At 71.4% G+C, this 15,705-nt stretch carries 15 protein-coding genes; 3 read left to right on the top strand and 12 right to left on the bottom strand.

All coding sequences use genetic code 11. The features are described from left to right. Positions 1-127: 127 nt before the first annotated feature. Together ACZ3IL_RS09620 and ACZ3IL_RS09615 are read right to left on the bottom strand one after the other, a co-directional pair. A complete protein-coding gene (locus ACZ3IL_RS09620; protein WP_467388366.1) occupies positions 128-664 on the bottom strand; it encodes a tRNA adenosine deaminase-associated protein in 537 nt (178 codons plus the stop codon). Positions 665-891: 227 nt separating this feature from the next. After that, complete coding sequence (locus tag ACZ3IL_RS09615; RefSeq protein WP_467388364.1) at positions 892-1,101, bottom strand: hypothetical protein; 210 nt, start codon at positions 1,099-1,101, stop codon at positions 892-894. A 92-nt stretch (positions 1,102-1,193) separates the two neighbouring features. Here ACZ3IL_RS09615 and upp point away from each other — a divergent pair, with 92 nt between their 5' ends. Continuing rightward, positions 1,194-1,829 carry a uracil phosphoribosyltransferase gene (gene upp / locus ACZ3IL_RS09610; RefSeq protein WP_467388362.1) on the top strand — a complete coding sequence of 212 codons (636 nt, stop codon included), beginning with the start codon at positions 1,194-1,196 and terminating at the stop codon, positions 1,827-1,829. A 240-nt stretch (positions 1,830-2,069) separates the two neighbouring features. Here upp and ACZ3IL_RS09605 read toward each other — a convergent pair whose 3' ends face one another. From ACZ3IL_RS09605 to ACZ3IL_RS09595, 3 genes are all read right to left on the bottom strand, one after another. Beyond that, positions 2,070-2,702: a LytR C-terminal domain-containing protein gene (locus tag ACZ3IL_RS09605; protein ID WP_467388360.1), complete on the bottom strand. Its 633-nt coding sequence runs from the start codon at positions 2,700-2,702 to the stop codon at positions 2,070-2,072. Between the two features lie 147 nt (positions 2,703-2,849). Then, positions 2,850-3,146 (bottom strand): type II toxin-antitoxin system VapB family antitoxin, encoded by a 297-nt coding sequence (locus ACZ3IL_RS09600; protein ID WP_018101777.1) that lies wholly within the window; start codon positions 3,144-3,146, stop codon positions 2,850-2,852. Positions 3,147-3,288: 142 nt separating this feature from the next. After that, positions 3,289-4,842 (bottom strand): M28 family metallopeptidase, encoded by a 1,554-nt coding sequence (locus ACZ3IL_RS09595; protein ID WP_467388358.1) that lies wholly within the window; start codon positions 4,840-4,842, stop codon positions 3,289-3,291. 709 nt (positions 4,843-5,551) lie between these two features. On the opposite strand from ACZ3IL_RS09595, the gene ACZ3IL_RS09590 reads away from it, so the two are divergent. Beyond that, entirely contained in the window at positions 5,552-6,061 is a 510-nt protein-coding gene (locus ACZ3IL_RS09590; RefSeq protein WP_467388356.1) for an RICIN domain-containing protein, read from the top strand. 628 nt (positions 6,062-6,689) lie between these two features. Here the strand turns inward: ACZ3IL_RS09590 and ACZ3IL_RS09585 are convergent. The 3 genes from ACZ3IL_RS09585 to ACZ3IL_RS09575 all read right to left on the bottom strand — a co-directional run bounded on the left by ACZ3IL_RS09585 (position 6,690) and on the right by ACZ3IL_RS09575 (position 10,479). Continuing rightward, positions 6,690-7,343 carry a TetR/AcrR family transcriptional regulator gene (locus tag ACZ3IL_RS09585; protein WP_467388354.1) on the bottom strand — a complete coding sequence of 218 codons (654 nt, stop codon included), beginning with the start codon at positions 7,341-7,343 and terminating at the stop codon, positions 6,690-6,692. Between the two features lie 239 nt (positions 7,344-7,582). After that, complete coding sequence (locus ACZ3IL_RS09580; protein ID WP_467389262.1) at positions 7,583-9,808, bottom strand: TerD family protein; 2,226 nt, start codon at positions 9,806-9,808, stop codon at positions 7,583-7,585. Positions 9,809-10,062: 254 nt separating this feature from the next. Next, complete coding sequence (locus tag ACZ3IL_RS09575; RefSeq protein ID WP_467388352.1) at positions 10,063-10,479, bottom strand: YciI family protein; 417 nt, start codon at positions 10,477-10,479, stop codon at positions 10,063-10,065. A 141-nt stretch (positions 10,480-10,620) separates the two neighbouring features. On the opposite strand from ACZ3IL_RS09575, the gene ACZ3IL_RS09570 reads away from it, so the two are divergent. Further along, positions 10,621-11,250, top strand: a complete 630-nt coding sequence (locus ACZ3IL_RS09570; protein WP_467388350.1) for a MarC family protein — start codon at positions 10,621-10,623, stop codon at positions 11,248-11,250. Positions 11,251-11,461: 211 nt separating this feature from the next. Here ACZ3IL_RS09570 and ACZ3IL_RS09565 read toward each other — a convergent pair whose 3' ends face one another. From ACZ3IL_RS09565 to ACZ3IL_RS09550, 4 genes are all read right to left on the bottom strand, one after another. Continuing rightward, positions 11,462-12,298 carry an alpha/beta fold hydrolase gene (locus ACZ3IL_RS09565; RefSeq protein ID WP_467388348.1) on the bottom strand — a complete coding sequence of 279 codons (837 nt, stop codon included), beginning with the start codon at positions 12,296-12,298 and terminating at the stop codon, positions 11,462-11,464. 137 nt (positions 12,299-12,435) lie between these two features. After that, positions 12,436-12,645, bottom strand: coding sequence for a DUF4287 domain-containing protein (locus ACZ3IL_RS09560; protein WP_467389260.1), 210 nt, complete (start codon positions 12,643-12,645; stop codon positions 12,436-12,438). Between the two features lie 86 nt (positions 12,646-12,731). Next, a complete protein-coding gene (locus ACZ3IL_RS09555) occupies positions 12,732-14,987 on the bottom strand; it encodes an FtsX-like permease family protein (RefSeq protein WP_467388346.1) in 2,256 nt (751 codons plus the stop codon). Beyond that, on the bottom strand, positions 14,984-15,670 hold the full coding sequence (locus ACZ3IL_RS09550; RefSeq protein ID WP_467388344.1) for an ABC transporter ATP-binding protein: 687 nt from the start codon (positions 15,668-15,670) through the stop codon (positions 14,984-14,986). The genes ACZ3IL_RS09555 and ACZ3IL_RS09550 overlap by 4 nt, the downstream gene beginning before the upstream one ends. Positions 15,671-15,705 lie beyond the last annotated feature (35 nt).

Genomic DNA, 15,705 nt, shown 5'->3' with positions numbered 1-15,705 from the left:
CAGGGGTCCCGTACGGGGTCCCCCGCGGGACGCCGTACGGGACCGGCTCCCGGAGGAGGCGACGGGGAGTCCGCCGGGCCGGGCACGGCGCCGGGCGCGGAGTCGGGAACGGGAACCGCCGGAGTCACTAGCGGACGGCCTCCAGGACCTCGGCGGCGCCCAGCGCGTCCGCGATCTCCGAGAGCGCGTCGGTCTCCAGGGCGAGGAGGTCGGCCGGCGCCAGGCCGAGGTCGGCCAGGATCATCCGGTCGCCCACCGGAGCGGCCGGGACGGCCTCGGCGGCCACGGAGGCCGTCTCGTCGTCCTCGTCCCCGGCGGTCCCGGCCGGTTCCCCGTCCTCCGTGCCGTCCAGGTCCAGCGACTCCAGTGCGTCGACCAGGTCGTCCGGATCGTCACCGAGGATCTCCCGGGTGAGCATCTCCCCGTACGAGGAACGAGCGGCGGCCGCTCCGTCCGAGACGTAGATGCGAGGGTCTTCCTCACCCTCGATCCGCACGATCCCGAACCACGCGTCCTCCTGCTCGATGAAGACGATCACCGTGTCGTCGTCCGAAGCCTCCCGGGCCAGCTCGGCCAGATCCGAGAGGCTCTCCACGTCGTCGAGCTCCGTGTCGCTCGCTTCCCACCCGTCTTCGGTGCGCGCGAGCAGTGCGGCGAAGTACACCTGACTCTCTCCCACTGATCAGAGGTGTGACGTTCCGGCGGCGCGGTCCTGAGCCCCGCCCTTCGGCATCGTGACAGAAACGGGGCCCGCAGGAGAGGTCTTCGGCTGTTGCGTCGTGCATCAGTCTGAACGACCCCGCCGACGGGCGGGCGTGCGACCCCGGCGCACTCGGGGGGCGCACGTTCGCCACCGGCCCGTTCCCGCCGGTGGGGGGCGCTCGGGCGGTCTCACCAGCGGAACGTCCGCATCCGCATCGCCTGCCGCATCCGGGCCGCGCGGGCGCGCCGGGGCTGCACGCGTTCGCGCAGCGCCTTGGCCTCGTTCAGCTCGCGCAGGAACTGGGCGCGGCGCCTGCGGCGCTCCGCGTCGGTCTCCGTCGCCGAGCCCGGGGCCGCCCTCTCGGCGAGTCCCTCGGCCGGTTCATGCTGGTCGGGCATCTGCCACACCACCCCATCGCTGGGTCCGTGTGCCCCCACCTTCCCCCAGTGGGGAGGGTCGATGCCAGTGCGGGGCGGGCTACTGTTGAGTCATGCGTCTCCACGTCGTCGACCACCCCCTGGTCGCCCACAAGCTCACCACCCTGCGCGACAAGCGCACGGACTCCGCGACCTTCCGCCGTCTCGCCGACGAACTGGTCACCCTCCTCGCCTACGAGGCCACCCGGGACGTGCGGACCGAGCAGGTCGACATCGAGACCCCCGTCACGGTCACGACCGGCGTGAAGCTGTCGCACCCGCGTCCGCTGGTGGTCCCGATCCTGCGCGCCGGCCTCGGCATGCTCGACGGCATGGTCCGGCTGCTCCCGACCGCCGAGGTCGGCTTCCTCGGCATGATCCGCAACGAGGAGACGCTGGAGGCGTCGACCTACGCCACGCGGATGCCGGAGGACCTCTCGGGCCGCCAGGTCTACGTCCTCGACCCGATGCTGGCGACCGGCGGCACGCTGGTCGCGGCGATCCAGGAGCTGATCGGGCGGGGTGCGGACGACGTGACCGCGGTCGTGCTGCTCGCCGCCCCGGAGGGCGTCGAGGTCATGGAGCGCGAGCTGGCGGGCACGCCCGTCACCGTCGTGACGGCCTCGGTCGACGAGCGCCTCAACGAGAACGGCTACATCGTCCCGGGCCTGGGCGACGCGGGCGACCGGATGTACGGCTCGGCCGAGTAGGACCCCGGCCGGGCCCCCGCCGTACCCCGGGCCGTACGGAGCCGTCCCGGACGGGTCCGTGGCCGGGGCCGTACGGGACGACCGTGACCCGGGGCCGTACGGGACGGTCCGGGGCCTCGGGACCGCGCGGTCGGCCGGGTCCGTGAAACCGCCCGGCGCCCCGCCCTTACGGGACGGGCTCCCCGGGTCGTACGGGCGTCTCAGGCCTCGCGGGTCCGCGGACCGGCCGGGTCCCCGGTGTCAGCACTTCCTGGCCGGAGCGGGCGCGGGTCTGGTCAGGGCGACCAGGGCCGCGTCCGCCGTCGTCTTCGGGGCCAGGTTCTTGAAGGCGGTCCCGATGATCAGGTCCACGTCCGCCGTGCCCCGGGTGTCCGTCTTGGCCGTGGCGCCCGCGAGCTGGGTGCCGAGGACCGGGAAGGTGCCCTTGGTGGCGGTGGGCGCGCCGAGGAGCAGTCCGGCGCCCGCGACCTTCTTGTCGTAGGCGGCGGGCGCGTTCCCCACCTTGCCGATCTTGAAGCCGCGTTTCCTGAGCTCGTCCGCGGTCGTCTTGGCGAGTCCGCTGCGCGGGGTCGCGTTGTACACGTTGACCGTGATCTGCGCGGGCTTCGGCAGGGCTGCCGCGGCCGGTGCGGCGGTCGCCGCGGGGGCGGGCTCGCAGTCGGTCCGTCTGCCGGCCGTCGTCTTCGTGTCCCCCTCGCCGGAGAACACGCCGACGAGCTGGAAGGTGCCCCAGCCGGCCGCGCCGAGCACGACCGCGGCGGCGATGGACGCGAGGACGATCCTGCGCCGGCGGTGGGGGCGGCGCATGCGCGGGTAGACATCCCCCGTGATGCGGTACTTTCCGCCCATGCCGGGGGGAGTGAGCATGCTCATGAGCGCAGCGTAATGCCGCCTGTCGGGGATGCCTACTTGATGATCATGTGATCGCGTCCGGATGGGGACGAAGTGGCCCCGAAAGGGTCAGCGGCCGGTACCCGGAGCGACCTCCGGGACGGGCCGCGGCCGGTCCCGGAACGGCCCTCAGCCCAGTTCGAGGACGCGGGCGTGCAGCACCTGCCGCTGCTGGAGCGCCGCGCGGACGGCACGGTGCAGTCCGTCCTCGAGGTAGAGGTCGCCCTGCCACTTCACGACGTGCGCGAAGAGGTCGCCGTAGAAGGTGGAGTCCTCGGCGAGCAGGGTCTCCAGGTCCAGCTGGCCCTTGGTGGTGACCAGCTGGTCGAGGCGGACCGGGCGCGGGGCGACGTCCGCCCACTGCCGGGTGCTTTCCCGGCCGTGGTCGGGATACGGCTTTCCGTTTCCGATGCGCTTGAAGATCACACGGAAAGCCTACCGGTCGAGCGGCCATCGGCGCAGCCACGCGGAGGGCGGGACGGGGTCCGGCCGGCACGGGAGACCGGCCGGACGCCGTCCGGCACGGCCCGGCACGGCGGCGTCGTCCGCCGCCGGCCGGTCGCCGGATCTACTCGGTGACCTCGTGGTGGTCGTCGTGCAGGCCGCCGCCGCTGCCCGCGTCGCCGGTGGTCGGAACGGAGACGACCGGCTTGCGGAGCGAGGAGATGTCGTGGGCGTAGGTGCCCACGGCGTTGGCGATGACGTCGATGTTGGCGTCGAAGGCCTTCATGTTGATGTTGGTGATGTCGTCGCCCTTGGCGTGGTAGTTCACGTCGTACGCGACGCCCGCCCGGCCGCCGAACCTGGCCGCCTGGGCCGGGGTCTTGATGCCCTCGGCGCCGGTGAAGGTGCCGCCGGAGGGGATGCCGACCTCGATGAACGGGCCGTAGTCGGAGCGGCCGGTGAAGTCGGTGCCCTCGTGCGGGAGGCCGCTCTTGTCCATGAAGTCGGTGATGTCGCGCTCCAGTTGGGCCGAGCCCTCGGGGCCCGCGCCGGCGCCGACGCCGTCCGAATCGTCGCCGTCGTACACGAACAGGCCGTAGTTCGGCGAGGCGATCATGTCGAAGTTGAGGTAGAGCTTGATCTCGTTCTTGTCGAGCGCGGTGAGGTTCTTCACGTAGTGCTCGGAGCCGAGGAGGCCGTTCTCCTCGGCGGACCACCAGGCGAAGCGGACCTTGTTGCGGACCTTGTCCTGCGACTTGGCGAGCTGGAGGGCGGTCTGGAGGAGACCGGCGGAGCCCGAGCCGTTGTCGTTGATGCCGGGGCCGGCGGTGACGGAGTCGAGGTGGGAGCCGAGCATCACGGTGTTGGCGGCGTTGCCGCCCCTGGTCTCCGCGACGACGTTGTCGGTGGAACGTATCTCCTGGAGCTGGCGGATCTCCAGGGAGAGGGTGACCGGGCCCTTGGCGAGGTCGTCGGCGAGCGCCGTGCCCTCGGCCTGGCTGAGACCGCCGGTGGGGATCTTGCCGGAGGCCGCGTCCCCGAGGGTGCCGGAGAGGGCGCCGTCGGTGTTGTTGTAGATGATCGCGGCGGCGGCACCGGCCGCGGCGGCGTTCTGCTGCTTCACGGCGAAGGTGCAGCCGCCGCGCTTGATCAGCGCGATCTTCCCGGTGAAGGCGCCGGCGGCGAAGTCGCCCGGTTCGCAACCGGTGGTGCCGTCGGCGTCGACCGGTACGGCCGCCAGATCGGCCCTGATGCCGCCGACCGGGGTGGACTTGGTGTACGTCATCGCCTTGACGTCGAGCGTGCGGGGCGCGGGGGAGACGACGGAGGCCTTCTCCGCCTGCGTCTCCGTGTACTCGAAGTCGAACTTCTGGTACGTGACGTAGTAGCCGGCCTTCTTGAGCTGCGTGTACACGTACGCGGCCGAGGCGTCGTGGCCGAGCGAACCGGCGGCGCGGTGGCCGCCGGCCGAGTCGGCTATCGCCTGGAACTTCTGCAGGTGCCTGTAGGCGTCCTTGGCGGTGGTGTCTCCGACCAGCTTCTTCGCCAGCTTGGCGGCGTCGCGGGCGGGCGCGGCCGTGGGGTCCTGTCCCGCGGTGGCGGGGGACGCGAGGACCAGCGGGGCGGCGAGGGCGGCGGCGGCGAGGATGGCCGCGGCCCGGCGCTGGGATGCGTTCACGGAAGTCCTTCCCGGTACGGACGAGGTTGAGGGGAAGTTAGCGATCTCGGGGGCGTCCTGTGAACAGATTCGCCACAATTCCTGCCGGGTGGAGCAGGATTGAAATCTGGAATTTTCAATTCCCTTGCAATTGGCGGCCTTTCGCCGGATTTGCGTTCAACGGTTCCGTGCGGAGCGACCGGGGACCGCGAGGACCGGCGGCCCGGCCTCCTCCCGCCCGGCGGCCCGGCCTCCTCCCGCCCGGCGGCCCGGCCTCCTCCCGCCCGGGTGCCCGGCCCGCTCGACGACGCGCGGCCCGGCGTCCTTCCGTGCCCGGACCGGCTCGCGGACGGTGGACGGGGGCCGGGGGCCGGTCGTGGATCGTGGATGACGACTCGAGGCACCGTCGGCGGCCGGAGAGAACCTCCCACCGTGAGCGCCTGCGTTCCCTTCGAGCGGGTAGCGGGCGATCCCCGGCGGAGGCCCGGCCCCTCCGGCGTGCGTCGTGGCCACCGCGCATCGGGGCGATCGGCGCCGCACCGTTCTCGGTCCATGCCGTCTGCGGCGCAATGACCGTGTGCGTGATCCTGTCGGGAGCCGGCCTTGACGCCGCAGGCCGACTCCGCAGCCATCCTCGTCGAGCCTTGGCCGGGTTCGGAACCGAAGCCCCCGCACGATCGGCCCGACCTGTCGTCGGAATCTGCCGCCGCGCAAGTTCCTTCAATTCGTCATGATCGACACGGAATATTGCATGTCGGTCGAGTATTGCGATCGGGGCGATTGGGTGAATTTCGGCAAAGGGTTTAAAAGTGTGGACCGCATGCGCACCGTGACGTATCACGGTTGCTCGATTTTTTTCGAGTGCGGGAGGGAATCGGGAGTGGAAATGAAGATTTTCCGTAAAAGCAGTGCCCTGGTGATCGCCCTGGCGGCCACCGCGGCCACGTTCATTGGTGCGGGTAGCGCTTCGGCCGCTGGGCCCACCTATGAAATCAGGAGCAACGGGAAGTGCTGGACGCCTTACGGCGGCGGCTCCGGAAATGGGCTCGACATCGTTCTCTGGGGCTGCAACGGCAGCACTTCTCAGCAGCTCTGGTGGTTTGACGACCAGAGCCGCCTGAGGCACGGAGGGAAGTGCGTGCTTCCTTACGGCGGAAGCCCGAACAACGGTGCCAACCTTGTTCAGTGGACGTGCACCATCGACGTGCAGCCCGCAGTGCTTGCGGCGGCCTCCGCTTAAGGGCTCTCCTTTTGCGCCGGGCCCATCGGGAGACCGATGGGCCCGTCTGTTCCATGAGTTTTTTACGCCGAATTCTGCAGTGTTCGTGACGCGATCTTTCTGGAAATCCCCGGCCGGCCGTGATCGGTGTGACGGTTCGGCCGTTCGGAATGGTGTGGCTGTCCGGCCGTGGACCGTGGGCGACTGCCAGTGGGTTCGGTCGGGCCGCCGCCGGCCCGGCCTGAGCGGTTGCCGGATACATGACCGGTGCCGGACCGTCCGGCACTCCGGGCAACCCGTACGTGCCGCGCAACGGCATCTCCCGGCAACTGCTGCCCCGGGGCCCCGGATTCGGCTCGGGACAGACGTGCCGGCGGCAGCTGGAGCGGTGACGGATTGTCGGGGACCTCGGCCGACCGCACCGCTCCCTGCTCGCCGAGCCGAACCCGCCCGGCGAGCCGAACCGGCTCCGGGTGTACGTGGACGGCTTCCGCGACCGCGCGGAATAAAGGACGTCGGCACCGCTCCGTCACCGCCACGAACCGCGTAAGTGCCGGGGCTCGCTCGTCATTTCCCGCACGGGTGCCCCGAACGCTCGGGGTCCGGGCGACTTCCGCCCGCGGGCTTCACGTGCCCGGGGATCGGTTCCTCACGGGTGGTGCCGCAGGGTGAGGAGTTCCCGTACGCCCGCCTTGAGGCGTTCGCCGGACAGCTCCTGTTCGACCGACAGGTGGTGCATGACGTCGGGGGAGAAGGGCGCGAGCAGCAGGTGCGCGAGGAGCGCGCCGTCGGCCCCGGGCCGGAGCTGTCCGACGAGCAGGGCGACGTGGGTGTGCATCACCCGGTACGCGCCGCTGCGGTACCGGGTCCGGGGCGCGGCGGAGTGCGCGGCGAGCAGGATCTCGCGCTGCTCGGCGATCCGGTCGACGAGCGCGTCGAGGAAGGCGTCGAGCCGTTCGGCGGGCGGGGCGCCGGGGCCGAGGGGCGGCGGCCCGCTCATGTATGCCTCCTGGAACCGCCGCTCGCGGTCGTCGAGGAGCGCCCACAGGAGCTGGGAGACGTCGCCGAAGCGGCGGTAGACGGTGCCGACGCCGATGCCGCTGGCGTGGGCGACCTGGTTCATGGTGACGGCCCCGGGGCCCTTCTCCGCGACGATCCGGGCGGCCGCGTCGAGGATCCTGCGCCGGTTCCGGGCCGCGTCGGCGCGCTCGGGGGCGGGGGCGCCGAGCGCGGGGAGCAGGGGGAGCGGGCCGGGCGGGGAGGCCGCCGCCCGCCCGGCGGCCCGGGGGTTCTCCGTACTCATCTCCGCGGCTTCCTGCCCTTCGTCCCTGCTGCCCGGGGCGTTCCCGTGTCGAGCATACCGACCCGGCCGACAAAACGGATAAGAATCCATTTGTCTTCGTGCCGGTCGGCCGGAGCGGAAGTACCGGCTCCGCGACGGCCCGGCCGGGAACGGGAAGCGGCCGTGGGCGACGGGCGGCGGACGTCCGCCGGGAGTTTCCCGGCGGCGGGTCGGCCCGTGGGAGAGGGCTCGGGGGCGTGTCAGCTCGCGGGAGAAGGCTCGGAGGCCGCCCGTGCCCGGGAGGTCCGGCGCTGCTCGAACTGGCCCAGGTGCGCGACGACCGATCCGTAGAAGCGGTCGACGGCGTCGTCGACGCTGCGGATGAACCCCGACTGCGTGCCGCCCCGGCTGTTCCCCATGCCCTTGAAGAGCGAGAGCCGGAAGCCGGTGATGGCCGCTCCGTCCCTGGGCAGCAGGTCGCCCGGCTCCGGACGCAGGCGTTCCAGCGTTCCGCGCGGCCCGTTCCGGCCGTCGAGCAGGGTCTCCACGTGCAGGTCGGCGGGCGCCTCCTCCAGTACCCGCAGGAGGCGTTTCGCGACCGAGAGCGGATAGGCGCCGTCCGGAGCGGGCACGTCCATGGACGTGCGGATCTTCCCGGTGCGGAGATCCGCGGTGACGGACAGGATGCTCTGCGCGCCGTCGACCCGCAGTTCCGCGGAGAGCTTCCCCTCCTCGCAGAGCCGGTCGGCGAGCTCCGCGCGACGGGACTTCGGGTCGGTGCCCCGCCTGGCCCGCTGGACGGGCAGCGCCTTCTGCCCCAGCTCGCCCCCCAGGCGCAGGCAGACCTGGCGGATCAGGCGCTCCCAGCTCTCCACGACCTCGACCGCGCGCAGGTCGCCCTGGCACAGGGTCTCGGCGTCGATGCCGTCGCGTACGGGAACCCAGGACGGCCCCATGTTCTGGAAACCGTGACAGCCCGAGTTCTCATGCTGGAGGTAGTGGAGCAGCTCCTGGAGGAGCCAGGCGTGCGCCGCGTTCCCCACGCCCTCGTGCCGGATCAGCATCTGGGCCTGGTGGGCGACCTCGGCCCACGACAGGTGCCACAGGGACACCTTGTGCTTGCGCCGCCCGTCCGTCTTGACCTCGACGAGCGGACTCCCCTCCAGGGCGACGTCGTTGGACAGGGTGATGACGGCCTCGTACCCGCGCTTCGCGGCGATGTCCATGTAGCTCTGGACCTGCTCCGCCTTCAGCGGGTTGCCGTTGGTCTTGGTCTCGACGAGCGCCGTCCAGAGCTTCCCGGCCCGCTCCGTACGGATGACGCCGTCCGGACGCTTCGGGCTGTCCCCGTGGGGGAGCGACACCTCGGTGAACGTCTGCATCCGGCCCGCGGGCGCCCCGAAACCGGCGGTGAGGCGTCGGCCGAACTCCGGGACCTCCGCCATCACGGAGAGCAGGACCGAGGTCGCGCGCGTCTCGCGTTCCCGGTCGCTCTTGTAGGAGGGAACGGGGAAGAGCCGGGCGGGTTTCCAGGAGTCGTTCTCGGCCAGGGACTTCTTGGCGGCCTTCGGGATCGTGATCTTCTTCTTGGCGGTGCGCGTGGCACGCCGCCGGACGGGCTCGCCGGCCCCGCCGGGCGGTACCGGCGCGGAGGCCGGGCCTTCCGCGGCCGCGGTGGCCCGGGCGGGGACCTTCACGGCCCCGGGGGCCGTCGCGGGCGGAGGGGAGGCGGCGGTGTCGGGGGAGGCGGCGGTTCCGGAGGGCACGGCGGTTCCGGAGTGCGCGGCCCTTTCGGGGGAGCCGGTGGATTCGGGGAGACCGGCCGTGGGGGCGGTGGCGGTCGGGCCGTCCGGTCCGTGTTCCGCGCCACCGGTTCCCCCGGCCCTCCTGCCGCCCTCCTCGGACTTCTCCGTTTTCCCTTCGGCTTCTTCGCCCTCGTCCCCCTCGTCCCCTTCGTCGACGACGATGCCGAAGTCGGTGGCGAGCCCGGCGAGACCGGTCTCGTACCCCTGTCCCACGGCACGGAACTTCCACTCGTCGTTCCGCCGGTAGAGCTCGCCGAAGATGAAGGCCGTCTCGACGGTGGCGTCCTCGATGGAGAAGCCGAGCAGCGTCTCCCCCGACCGGTCGCTGACGGTCATGCGCAGATCGTCCACGTCGCCGAAGCGGGCGCCGCCGTACTGGCTGGCCGCCACCACGATCGTGGCGACGTCCTCGGGGATGGCCGTGAGGTCCAGGCCGATCCGGTCCTCGCTGCCGTTCTCGGTCGGCACCTTGCCGAGGAGCTGCACGCTCCCGTCCTCGGCGGCGGGATGGTTGTAGAAGTAGAAGTCGGACTCCCCGCGCACCTTGCCGCTGCCGTCGAGAAGCAGCACCGAGACGTCCGCGTCCCCGTCACCCGTCGCGCTGCTCCAGCTCAGGCCGACGACGACCGCTCCCGTGTCGTCGCTGAGGGCGGCCAGCCCGATGTTGGCCCCTTTGGGCATCTCGTGCACGTGTCCCCCCGGACCTTCGCGAAGTGATCTGCGGCTTGGAGGAACCGTAGCGTCCGCAACGGGGGAATGGGGAGGGACTGTGAAATTCGGGCGAACCGTGGGGGCGGAGGAGAGGCCGCCGGCGTGGACCGGACCCGGGGCCCGACCGGGCTCCCCGTCCCGGTTCCGCGCTCCGAGCCCGTTCCCCGCCCCGCCCCGGTTCCACGCCCCGGCCCCCGCCCCTCCGGGGGTCCGCTGCCGTTCCTTCAGTCCCGCACCGGCCCCACCTCGTCGACCTGGCGGACGACCACCGGGGGCTTCGGGGAGCCGGCCGGGACCGGGCAGCGGGCCACCTGGGCGGCGATCTCGGTCACGCGCTCCAGGGAGTCGCAGTCGAGCAGCCAGTAACCGGCCAGGACCTCCTTGGTCTCCGCGTACGGACCGTCCGTGACGACCGGGTTCCCGGCGTCGTCCACCGTCACGAAGCGGGTCGTGGACGGGGCCGTGAGGCCCTGGGCGTCGATCAGCTCCCCGTTCGCGGCGAGCTCTTCGCTGATCGCGGTCATGTGGGCGGCCATCGCCCGGACCGCCGCCTTGTCCCAGGCGGGGACGCCGGCGGAACCGCGACCCGCCATCGCCTCGTAGCCGGCTTCCGATCCCTGGACCATCACCAGGTACTTCATGGTGTCCTCCTCGTTCGGGATGTCCCGTGCGGTGCGTACCGCCTCTCGCAGCACAGTCGGACCCGGTCCGCCGTTCTCGACACCACGCGGGAGGAAATCCGGAAAACGGGATAAATCACTCAGCCGTCCCATGATGCACGCGTGAACGCACTCACCTTCTCCGCCGCCTTCATCACCTTCTTCTCCGTCGTCGGCCCGCCGAAGGTGCTCCTCTCCTTCGCGGGCCTCGCCCAGGTGCACCCCGCCTCCCAGCTGCGGACCATCGCCCTCATCTCCTCGGCCGCGGCCGTCCTCGTCGGCCTCCTCGCCGGCAGCACGGCCCCCTGGCTCCTCGACCTCTTCCACATCAGCACCCCCGCCCTCCAGATCGCGGGCGGCATCATCTTCTTCGTCTACGCGGTCGGTCTCGTCCTCGGTCTCCACCTCGGCTCCGACGGGATCCACCAGGACGCCCCCGACCTGGTCAGCGGGGTGCGCGAACTGCTCATGCCGTATGTCGTGAGCCCCCTCGCCCTGACCGCCGTACTCATCGAGGCGGCGGCCCGCGACGGCTTCAGCTGGCGTTCGACGGTCGTCGGCGCGTACGTGGCCGTCGTCGCCCTCGACCTGGTCTGCGTCCTGCTCCTCACCCGGGTCCTGCTCCGCACCCACCACGCGACGATCGAACTCCTCAGCCGCCTCCTGGGGCTCCTGCTCGCCGCGGTCGGCGTCGACCTCGTCCTCGACGGCCTCTCCGGCCTGGGCGTCCCGGGCTTGGAAACCCGGCACTGAGCCGTCCGCCGGGGCCCGGACCCGGACCCGGCACCGAGCCGTCCGCCGGGGGCCCGGACCCGGACCTTCCCCGGTTCCTGACCCGGGGCTTTCCCGACTCCTGCCCCGGGTATTTCCCGGCCCCGGCCCCGATCCGGGCTCGGGGCTGACCCTGAGCCCGGCCCGGGGCCTGCTCGGGGTCAGCCTCCGGCCCCGAGCCCGGATCGCCGGGTCAGCCCGCGCCGAGGCCGGTGAGGAACCCGAGAACCGTCCGGTGCAGTTCCGCGGGCCGTTCCAGGTGCAGGTCGTGGCCGGCCCCGGGCAGGCACACCCCCCGCAGTCCGGGCCGGAGCCGGGCCATCTCGGCGTACTCCTCGCCGCCGATGATCCCGCCCCGTTGGCCCTGTCCGAGAACGGCGAGGGTGGGGCAGGTGATCGAGGCCCACTCGTCCCAGAAGGCGCGGGTGGCGTTCTCGTCGAGGGAGCGCACCATGACGTCGGGGTCGAACCGGGGCCACAACCCCCCGTCATGCTCCTCCAGCCCGTCCGCCCACCCTTCCCCCACGGAGCGCGTCCCGCCCCCGAGGTACGCGACGGCCGCCTCCCGGGAGGGGAACGGCACCGGCCACCCCCGCAACCAGTCGCGGACCCCCTCCTGGACGCCCGGGTCCGAACCGCCGGGTCCGGCCTCGACGAGAACGAGGGCGCGCGGCAGCCCGGGGTGGGCGGCGGCGGTGAGGAGCGCGGTGTGCCCGCCGAGCGACTGCCCCATCAACACGGGTTCCCGCAGCCCGAGTTCCCCGGCGACGGCCACGACGTCGGCGACGTGGGCGGCACGGGAGACGTCACCGGGAAGCCGCTCGCTGTCCCCGTGTCCGCGCTGGTCGAGGGCGACGACCCGGTGACCGGCGTCCCGCAGCAGCCGGGCGGTGGTGTCCCACTCCCCCGAGTGCCCGGCGAGACCGTGCAGGAGGAGCACCTCGGGCCCGGAACCGCCCCAGTCACGGCAGAACAGCCGTACGCCGTCCCGCCCCACGACCGAACGCCCGGACCAACAGGTGGATGTCATTTCCTTCCCCTCCCCTACGGGTTCCTCCCTACGGCCGCCGTGCGCCCTCCTCCGGACCCCCTACGGGGCGAGACGCCTACGGGGGAGACGTCGGCGGACAGCGGGGGCCCGGGTGACGGCGCGCGCGGGGGAGGACCCTACTTCTTCCCGGCGAGGGTGTGGGCCACGAGCGCGTTCGCGTGCCCGTGTCCCAGCCCGTGCTCGGTCTTCAGCCAGGAGACCAGCTCCATGTGCCTGGTGAGCGGCGAGGAGCGGATGAGGTCCTGCCACTCGGTGACGGGACGCCCGTACTTCTTCTCGATGGAGGGGAAGTAGCTGGCGGGGCCCTTGACGGCGTTCTCGGCCACGGCGATCTCCTGGGGTGGGACGGTCATGTACGGGTGAGACCCCCGCTCCGCCGGGAACTCATCGGCGCGCACAGGAACGGCCGGAATCAATCACGCCGGATGTGCTCGGGATCGACGTGCCGCCGCACCATGGGCACGGAGGCGAGCGCGGCCACGAGCACCACCCCCGCCGCACAGGCGAACAGGAGGGGCAGTCCCTCCCAGTCCCAGTGCACGGCCCCGCCCCCGGTGATCAGATAACTGGACTCGGCGAGCCACCCGGCGACGATCGCCGCACCCAGCCCCACGGCCAGCGGCAGCACCACCTGCGTCATCTGCACCACCCGCAACGTCCCGGCCCGCGCCCCCAGCAGGGCCAGCGCCGTCACCTGCCCCCGCCGTTCCATGGCCCGGTCGGCCGCGGACACGACGAACGCGGCAACCCCGATGACCAGCCCGAGCACCATCCCGACCACCAGCAGGCTCCGGATCACGGTCAACTGCGCGAGCGACTCGATCACGATGCCGACGGGGTCCACGGAGACGGTGGGAGCGACGGCCCCGATGCCGTCCAGAACGGACCGGACGGTGTCGGGGTCGGCATCGCTCGCGAGAACGAGGCTGCCTTCGGCAAGCACCGCACCCGGAGGGATGAGCGAGGGAGGGATGAGGAGGGTCGGTCCCGCGAACGAGGAAGGCTGGTGCGCGGTCACCGTGATTTCTTCCTCCGGGACGGTCACCTCGAGTTTCTTCCCGCTGCTGAGGAGGAAGGGAAACTTCTTTCCGGGGAGGACCGTGCCGTCCTCGGGAAAGTTCTTGTCCTGAATGCGGAGGATCTTTCCGTTGGTGCATCCGTCCACCCGCCCGACGAATGCGGAAAGCTGTTCGCATGTCGCCGCCACGGCATACGTGCGCGGGGTGTACTCCTCTTGAGGGACGCCCCATGAAGCAGAAGAGAACGCGTGGGATTCCACGCCCGGGACCTTGAGCATCTCCAGGCGCCGGTGAGTGCTCAGCTGTCTGAGCGGAACGGTGTACTCCTGCACGGAGTTGGTGCTCCGGCTCACTTGCTCCAGTTCGATGAGGACGCCCTGGGTGAGGGAGGCTCCGAACACCAGGAGTACGAGTCCGGTCACCACCCGCAGTGAAGATCCTGGATCGACCTCGGTGCGTCGCATGGCCAAGGCCATCGGCAAGGACTGCGTCCTGCCGGCCAGCAGTCGCGCCATCCACGCCGTGATCGGCGCCATTCCCGAGACCAGGCCGGCACCGGCCGCCAGGATGGCGCCGGGCACCAGTACGGAGTTGGCGGGCCCTCCCGACGGGTCCTTTCCCATTGCGCCGAGGGCGCAGTACCCACCGATGATCCCGAGACCGGGAACCAGCAGCAACGCTCCGTACGCACGGGGCTTCTTCCGTTCCCCGGTCCTCCGCACGGCGATCGGTGACAAGGCGGCCCGGCGGCCACCGAGACGCCCGGCGGCCCAAGCGAGGGCCGGGCACCCCGTCAGGCACACGGCTACCGTCCACCAGTCGGGCCGCCCGTCCGCCGGATACCAGCGAAGTCCCGGAAGTCCGACCCGTGCCGTGACCTCGTTGACCCCGAGGTAACCGACGAGCCCGACGACGGCCCCGAAGAAGGAGACCACCACGCTTTCACCGGCATTCACGCGCAGCGTGTCCTTCTTGCTGAGACCGACGAGTCTCAGGGCGGCGAGCCTGCGTGCGCGGGACTCGCCCGAGAGCCGTGAGCAGACGGAGAAAAAGGCGACGAGAGGCAGCAGGACGATGCACCCGAGTGTGAACCGCAGGGTATTCAGCGTCGATGAGTCGACAAGCTCGATCCGCTTGTACTCGTCACCGAAGCGTCCCAGGGGCTTCGCGTCGGGAATTTCGGTGGGAGGAACGCCGATATAGGCGTACAGCTCGTCGGGGCCCCCAAGGCCGGCCGGGGCGATCGTGCCGGTCACGCGCCCGGGAACGAGACCCGCCGCGCGAGGATTGGATTCCAGGATCTCGCTCAGCCTCGGCGAAACGATCGCTTCCCCGGTGCGGGGGAGTTCCTTCGTCCCCGGAGCGACAGGAACGGGGCCGGGACCCGTGCGCCCGATGAAAACCCGGCGCAACGGCTGCGATCCGTACGGGTCCAGGAATTCCTGGTACACGGCGTTTCCGCTGCTCCCCGACTGGGCCGCCCGCTTCATCGTGCGCTCGTCATGGGCGGCGATGAGGGCGGGGATCGTGAGGGTGGCGGCGAGACAAGCCACCCCGAGCGCGGACCCGAACGACATCAGAAGGAAGCGGACGCGTCCTCTGCGCCCGCTGCCCCACAGCAGGCGCATCCCGAGGAGGAACGGGTTCACACCGTCACCCGCTGGGTCAGAACGCCGTCCGACATCATGTACTGCGTATCGGCCTTCGCGGCCACGCCGGCATCGTGCGTCACGATGATCACGGCCGTCTGCTGGTTCCTGGCGAGCTGGAGGAATTCGTCCAGCACGGCATCCGCGTTGGCACTGTCGAGGGCCCCGGTCGGCTCGTCCGCGAACACCACGTCCGGCTGGTGGACCAGGGCCCGTGCGACCGCCACGCGCTGGATCTGTCCCCCTGACAGTTTCGAGGTCCTGCGCCGTGCCAGTTCGCCCATCCCGAGACGCTCCAGCACTTGGGCGGCCATCGCGTAGGCGTGGGACTTGCTGATCCCGGCGAGCCGGAGGGGGAGCGCCGTGTTCTCCTCGACGGTCAGCTCCGGAAGCAACTCGCCGAACTGGAAGACGAACCCCAGCCGCGTGCGCCGCAGTGCGCTGAGTTCTCCGTCCGGCAGGGCGGACAGCAGCTGCCCGTCGAAGGTCACCAGCCCGTTGGTGGGGGGAAGAATCCCGGCGAGGCAGTACAGCAGGGACGACTTGCCCGACCCGCTACTGCCCATGATGGCGGCCACTTCGCCGCACCTGAGGGTGAAGTCGGCGCCGCTCACGGCCCGCTGCGTGCCGTAGAAGAGATCCACGCCTTCGGCGCGGAGGATGACGTCCATCGTTGTATGCATCTCCCCTTCTGGGGAGGAGCCGCCGGCGGACGGCT

This window comes from Streptomyces sp. NPDC014907, from assembly GCF_055562975.1.
This window is presented reverse-complemented; position numbering and strand designations above follow the sequence as displayed.

Excerpts from the sequence above, each read along its gene's own strand:
- ACZ3IL_RS09615 (WP_467388364.1), bottom strand. The coding sequence starts at position 1,101 with ATGCCCGACCAGCATGAACCGGCCGAGGGACTCGCCGAGAGGGCGGCC.
- upp (WP_467388362.1), top strand. The coding sequence starts at position 1,194 with ATGCGTCTCCACGTCGTCGACCACCCCCTGGTCGCCCACAAGCTCACC.
- ACZ3IL_RS09605 (WP_467388360.1), bottom strand. The coding sequence starts at position 2,702 with ATGAGCATGCTCACTCCCCCCGGCATGGGCGGAAAGTACCGCATCACG.
- ACZ3IL_RS09590 (WP_467388356.1), top strand. The coding sequence starts at position 5,552 with ATGATCGACACGGAATATTGCATGTCGGTCGAGTATTGCGATCGGGGC.
- ACZ3IL_RS09585 (WP_467388354.1), bottom strand. The coding sequence starts at position 7,343 with ATGAGTACGGAGAACCCCCGGGCCGCCGGGCGGGCGGCGGCCTCCCCG.
- ACZ3IL_RS09580 (WP_467389262.1), bottom strand. The coding sequence starts at position 9,808 with ATGCCCAAAGGGGCCAACATCGGGCTGGCCGCCCTCAGCGACGACACG.
- ACZ3IL_RS09575 (WP_467388352.1), bottom strand. The coding sequence starts at position 10,479 with ATGAAGTACCTGGTGATGGTCCAGGGATCGGAAGCCGGCTACGAGGCG.
- ACZ3IL_RS09565 (WP_467388348.1), bottom strand. The coding sequence starts at position 12,298 with ATGACATCCACCTGTTGGTCCGGGCGTTCGGTCGTGGGGCGGGACGGC.
- ACZ3IL_RS09550 (WP_467388344.1), bottom strand. The coding sequence starts at position 15,670 with ATGCATACAACGATGGACGTCATCCTCCGCGCCGAAGGCGTGGATCTC.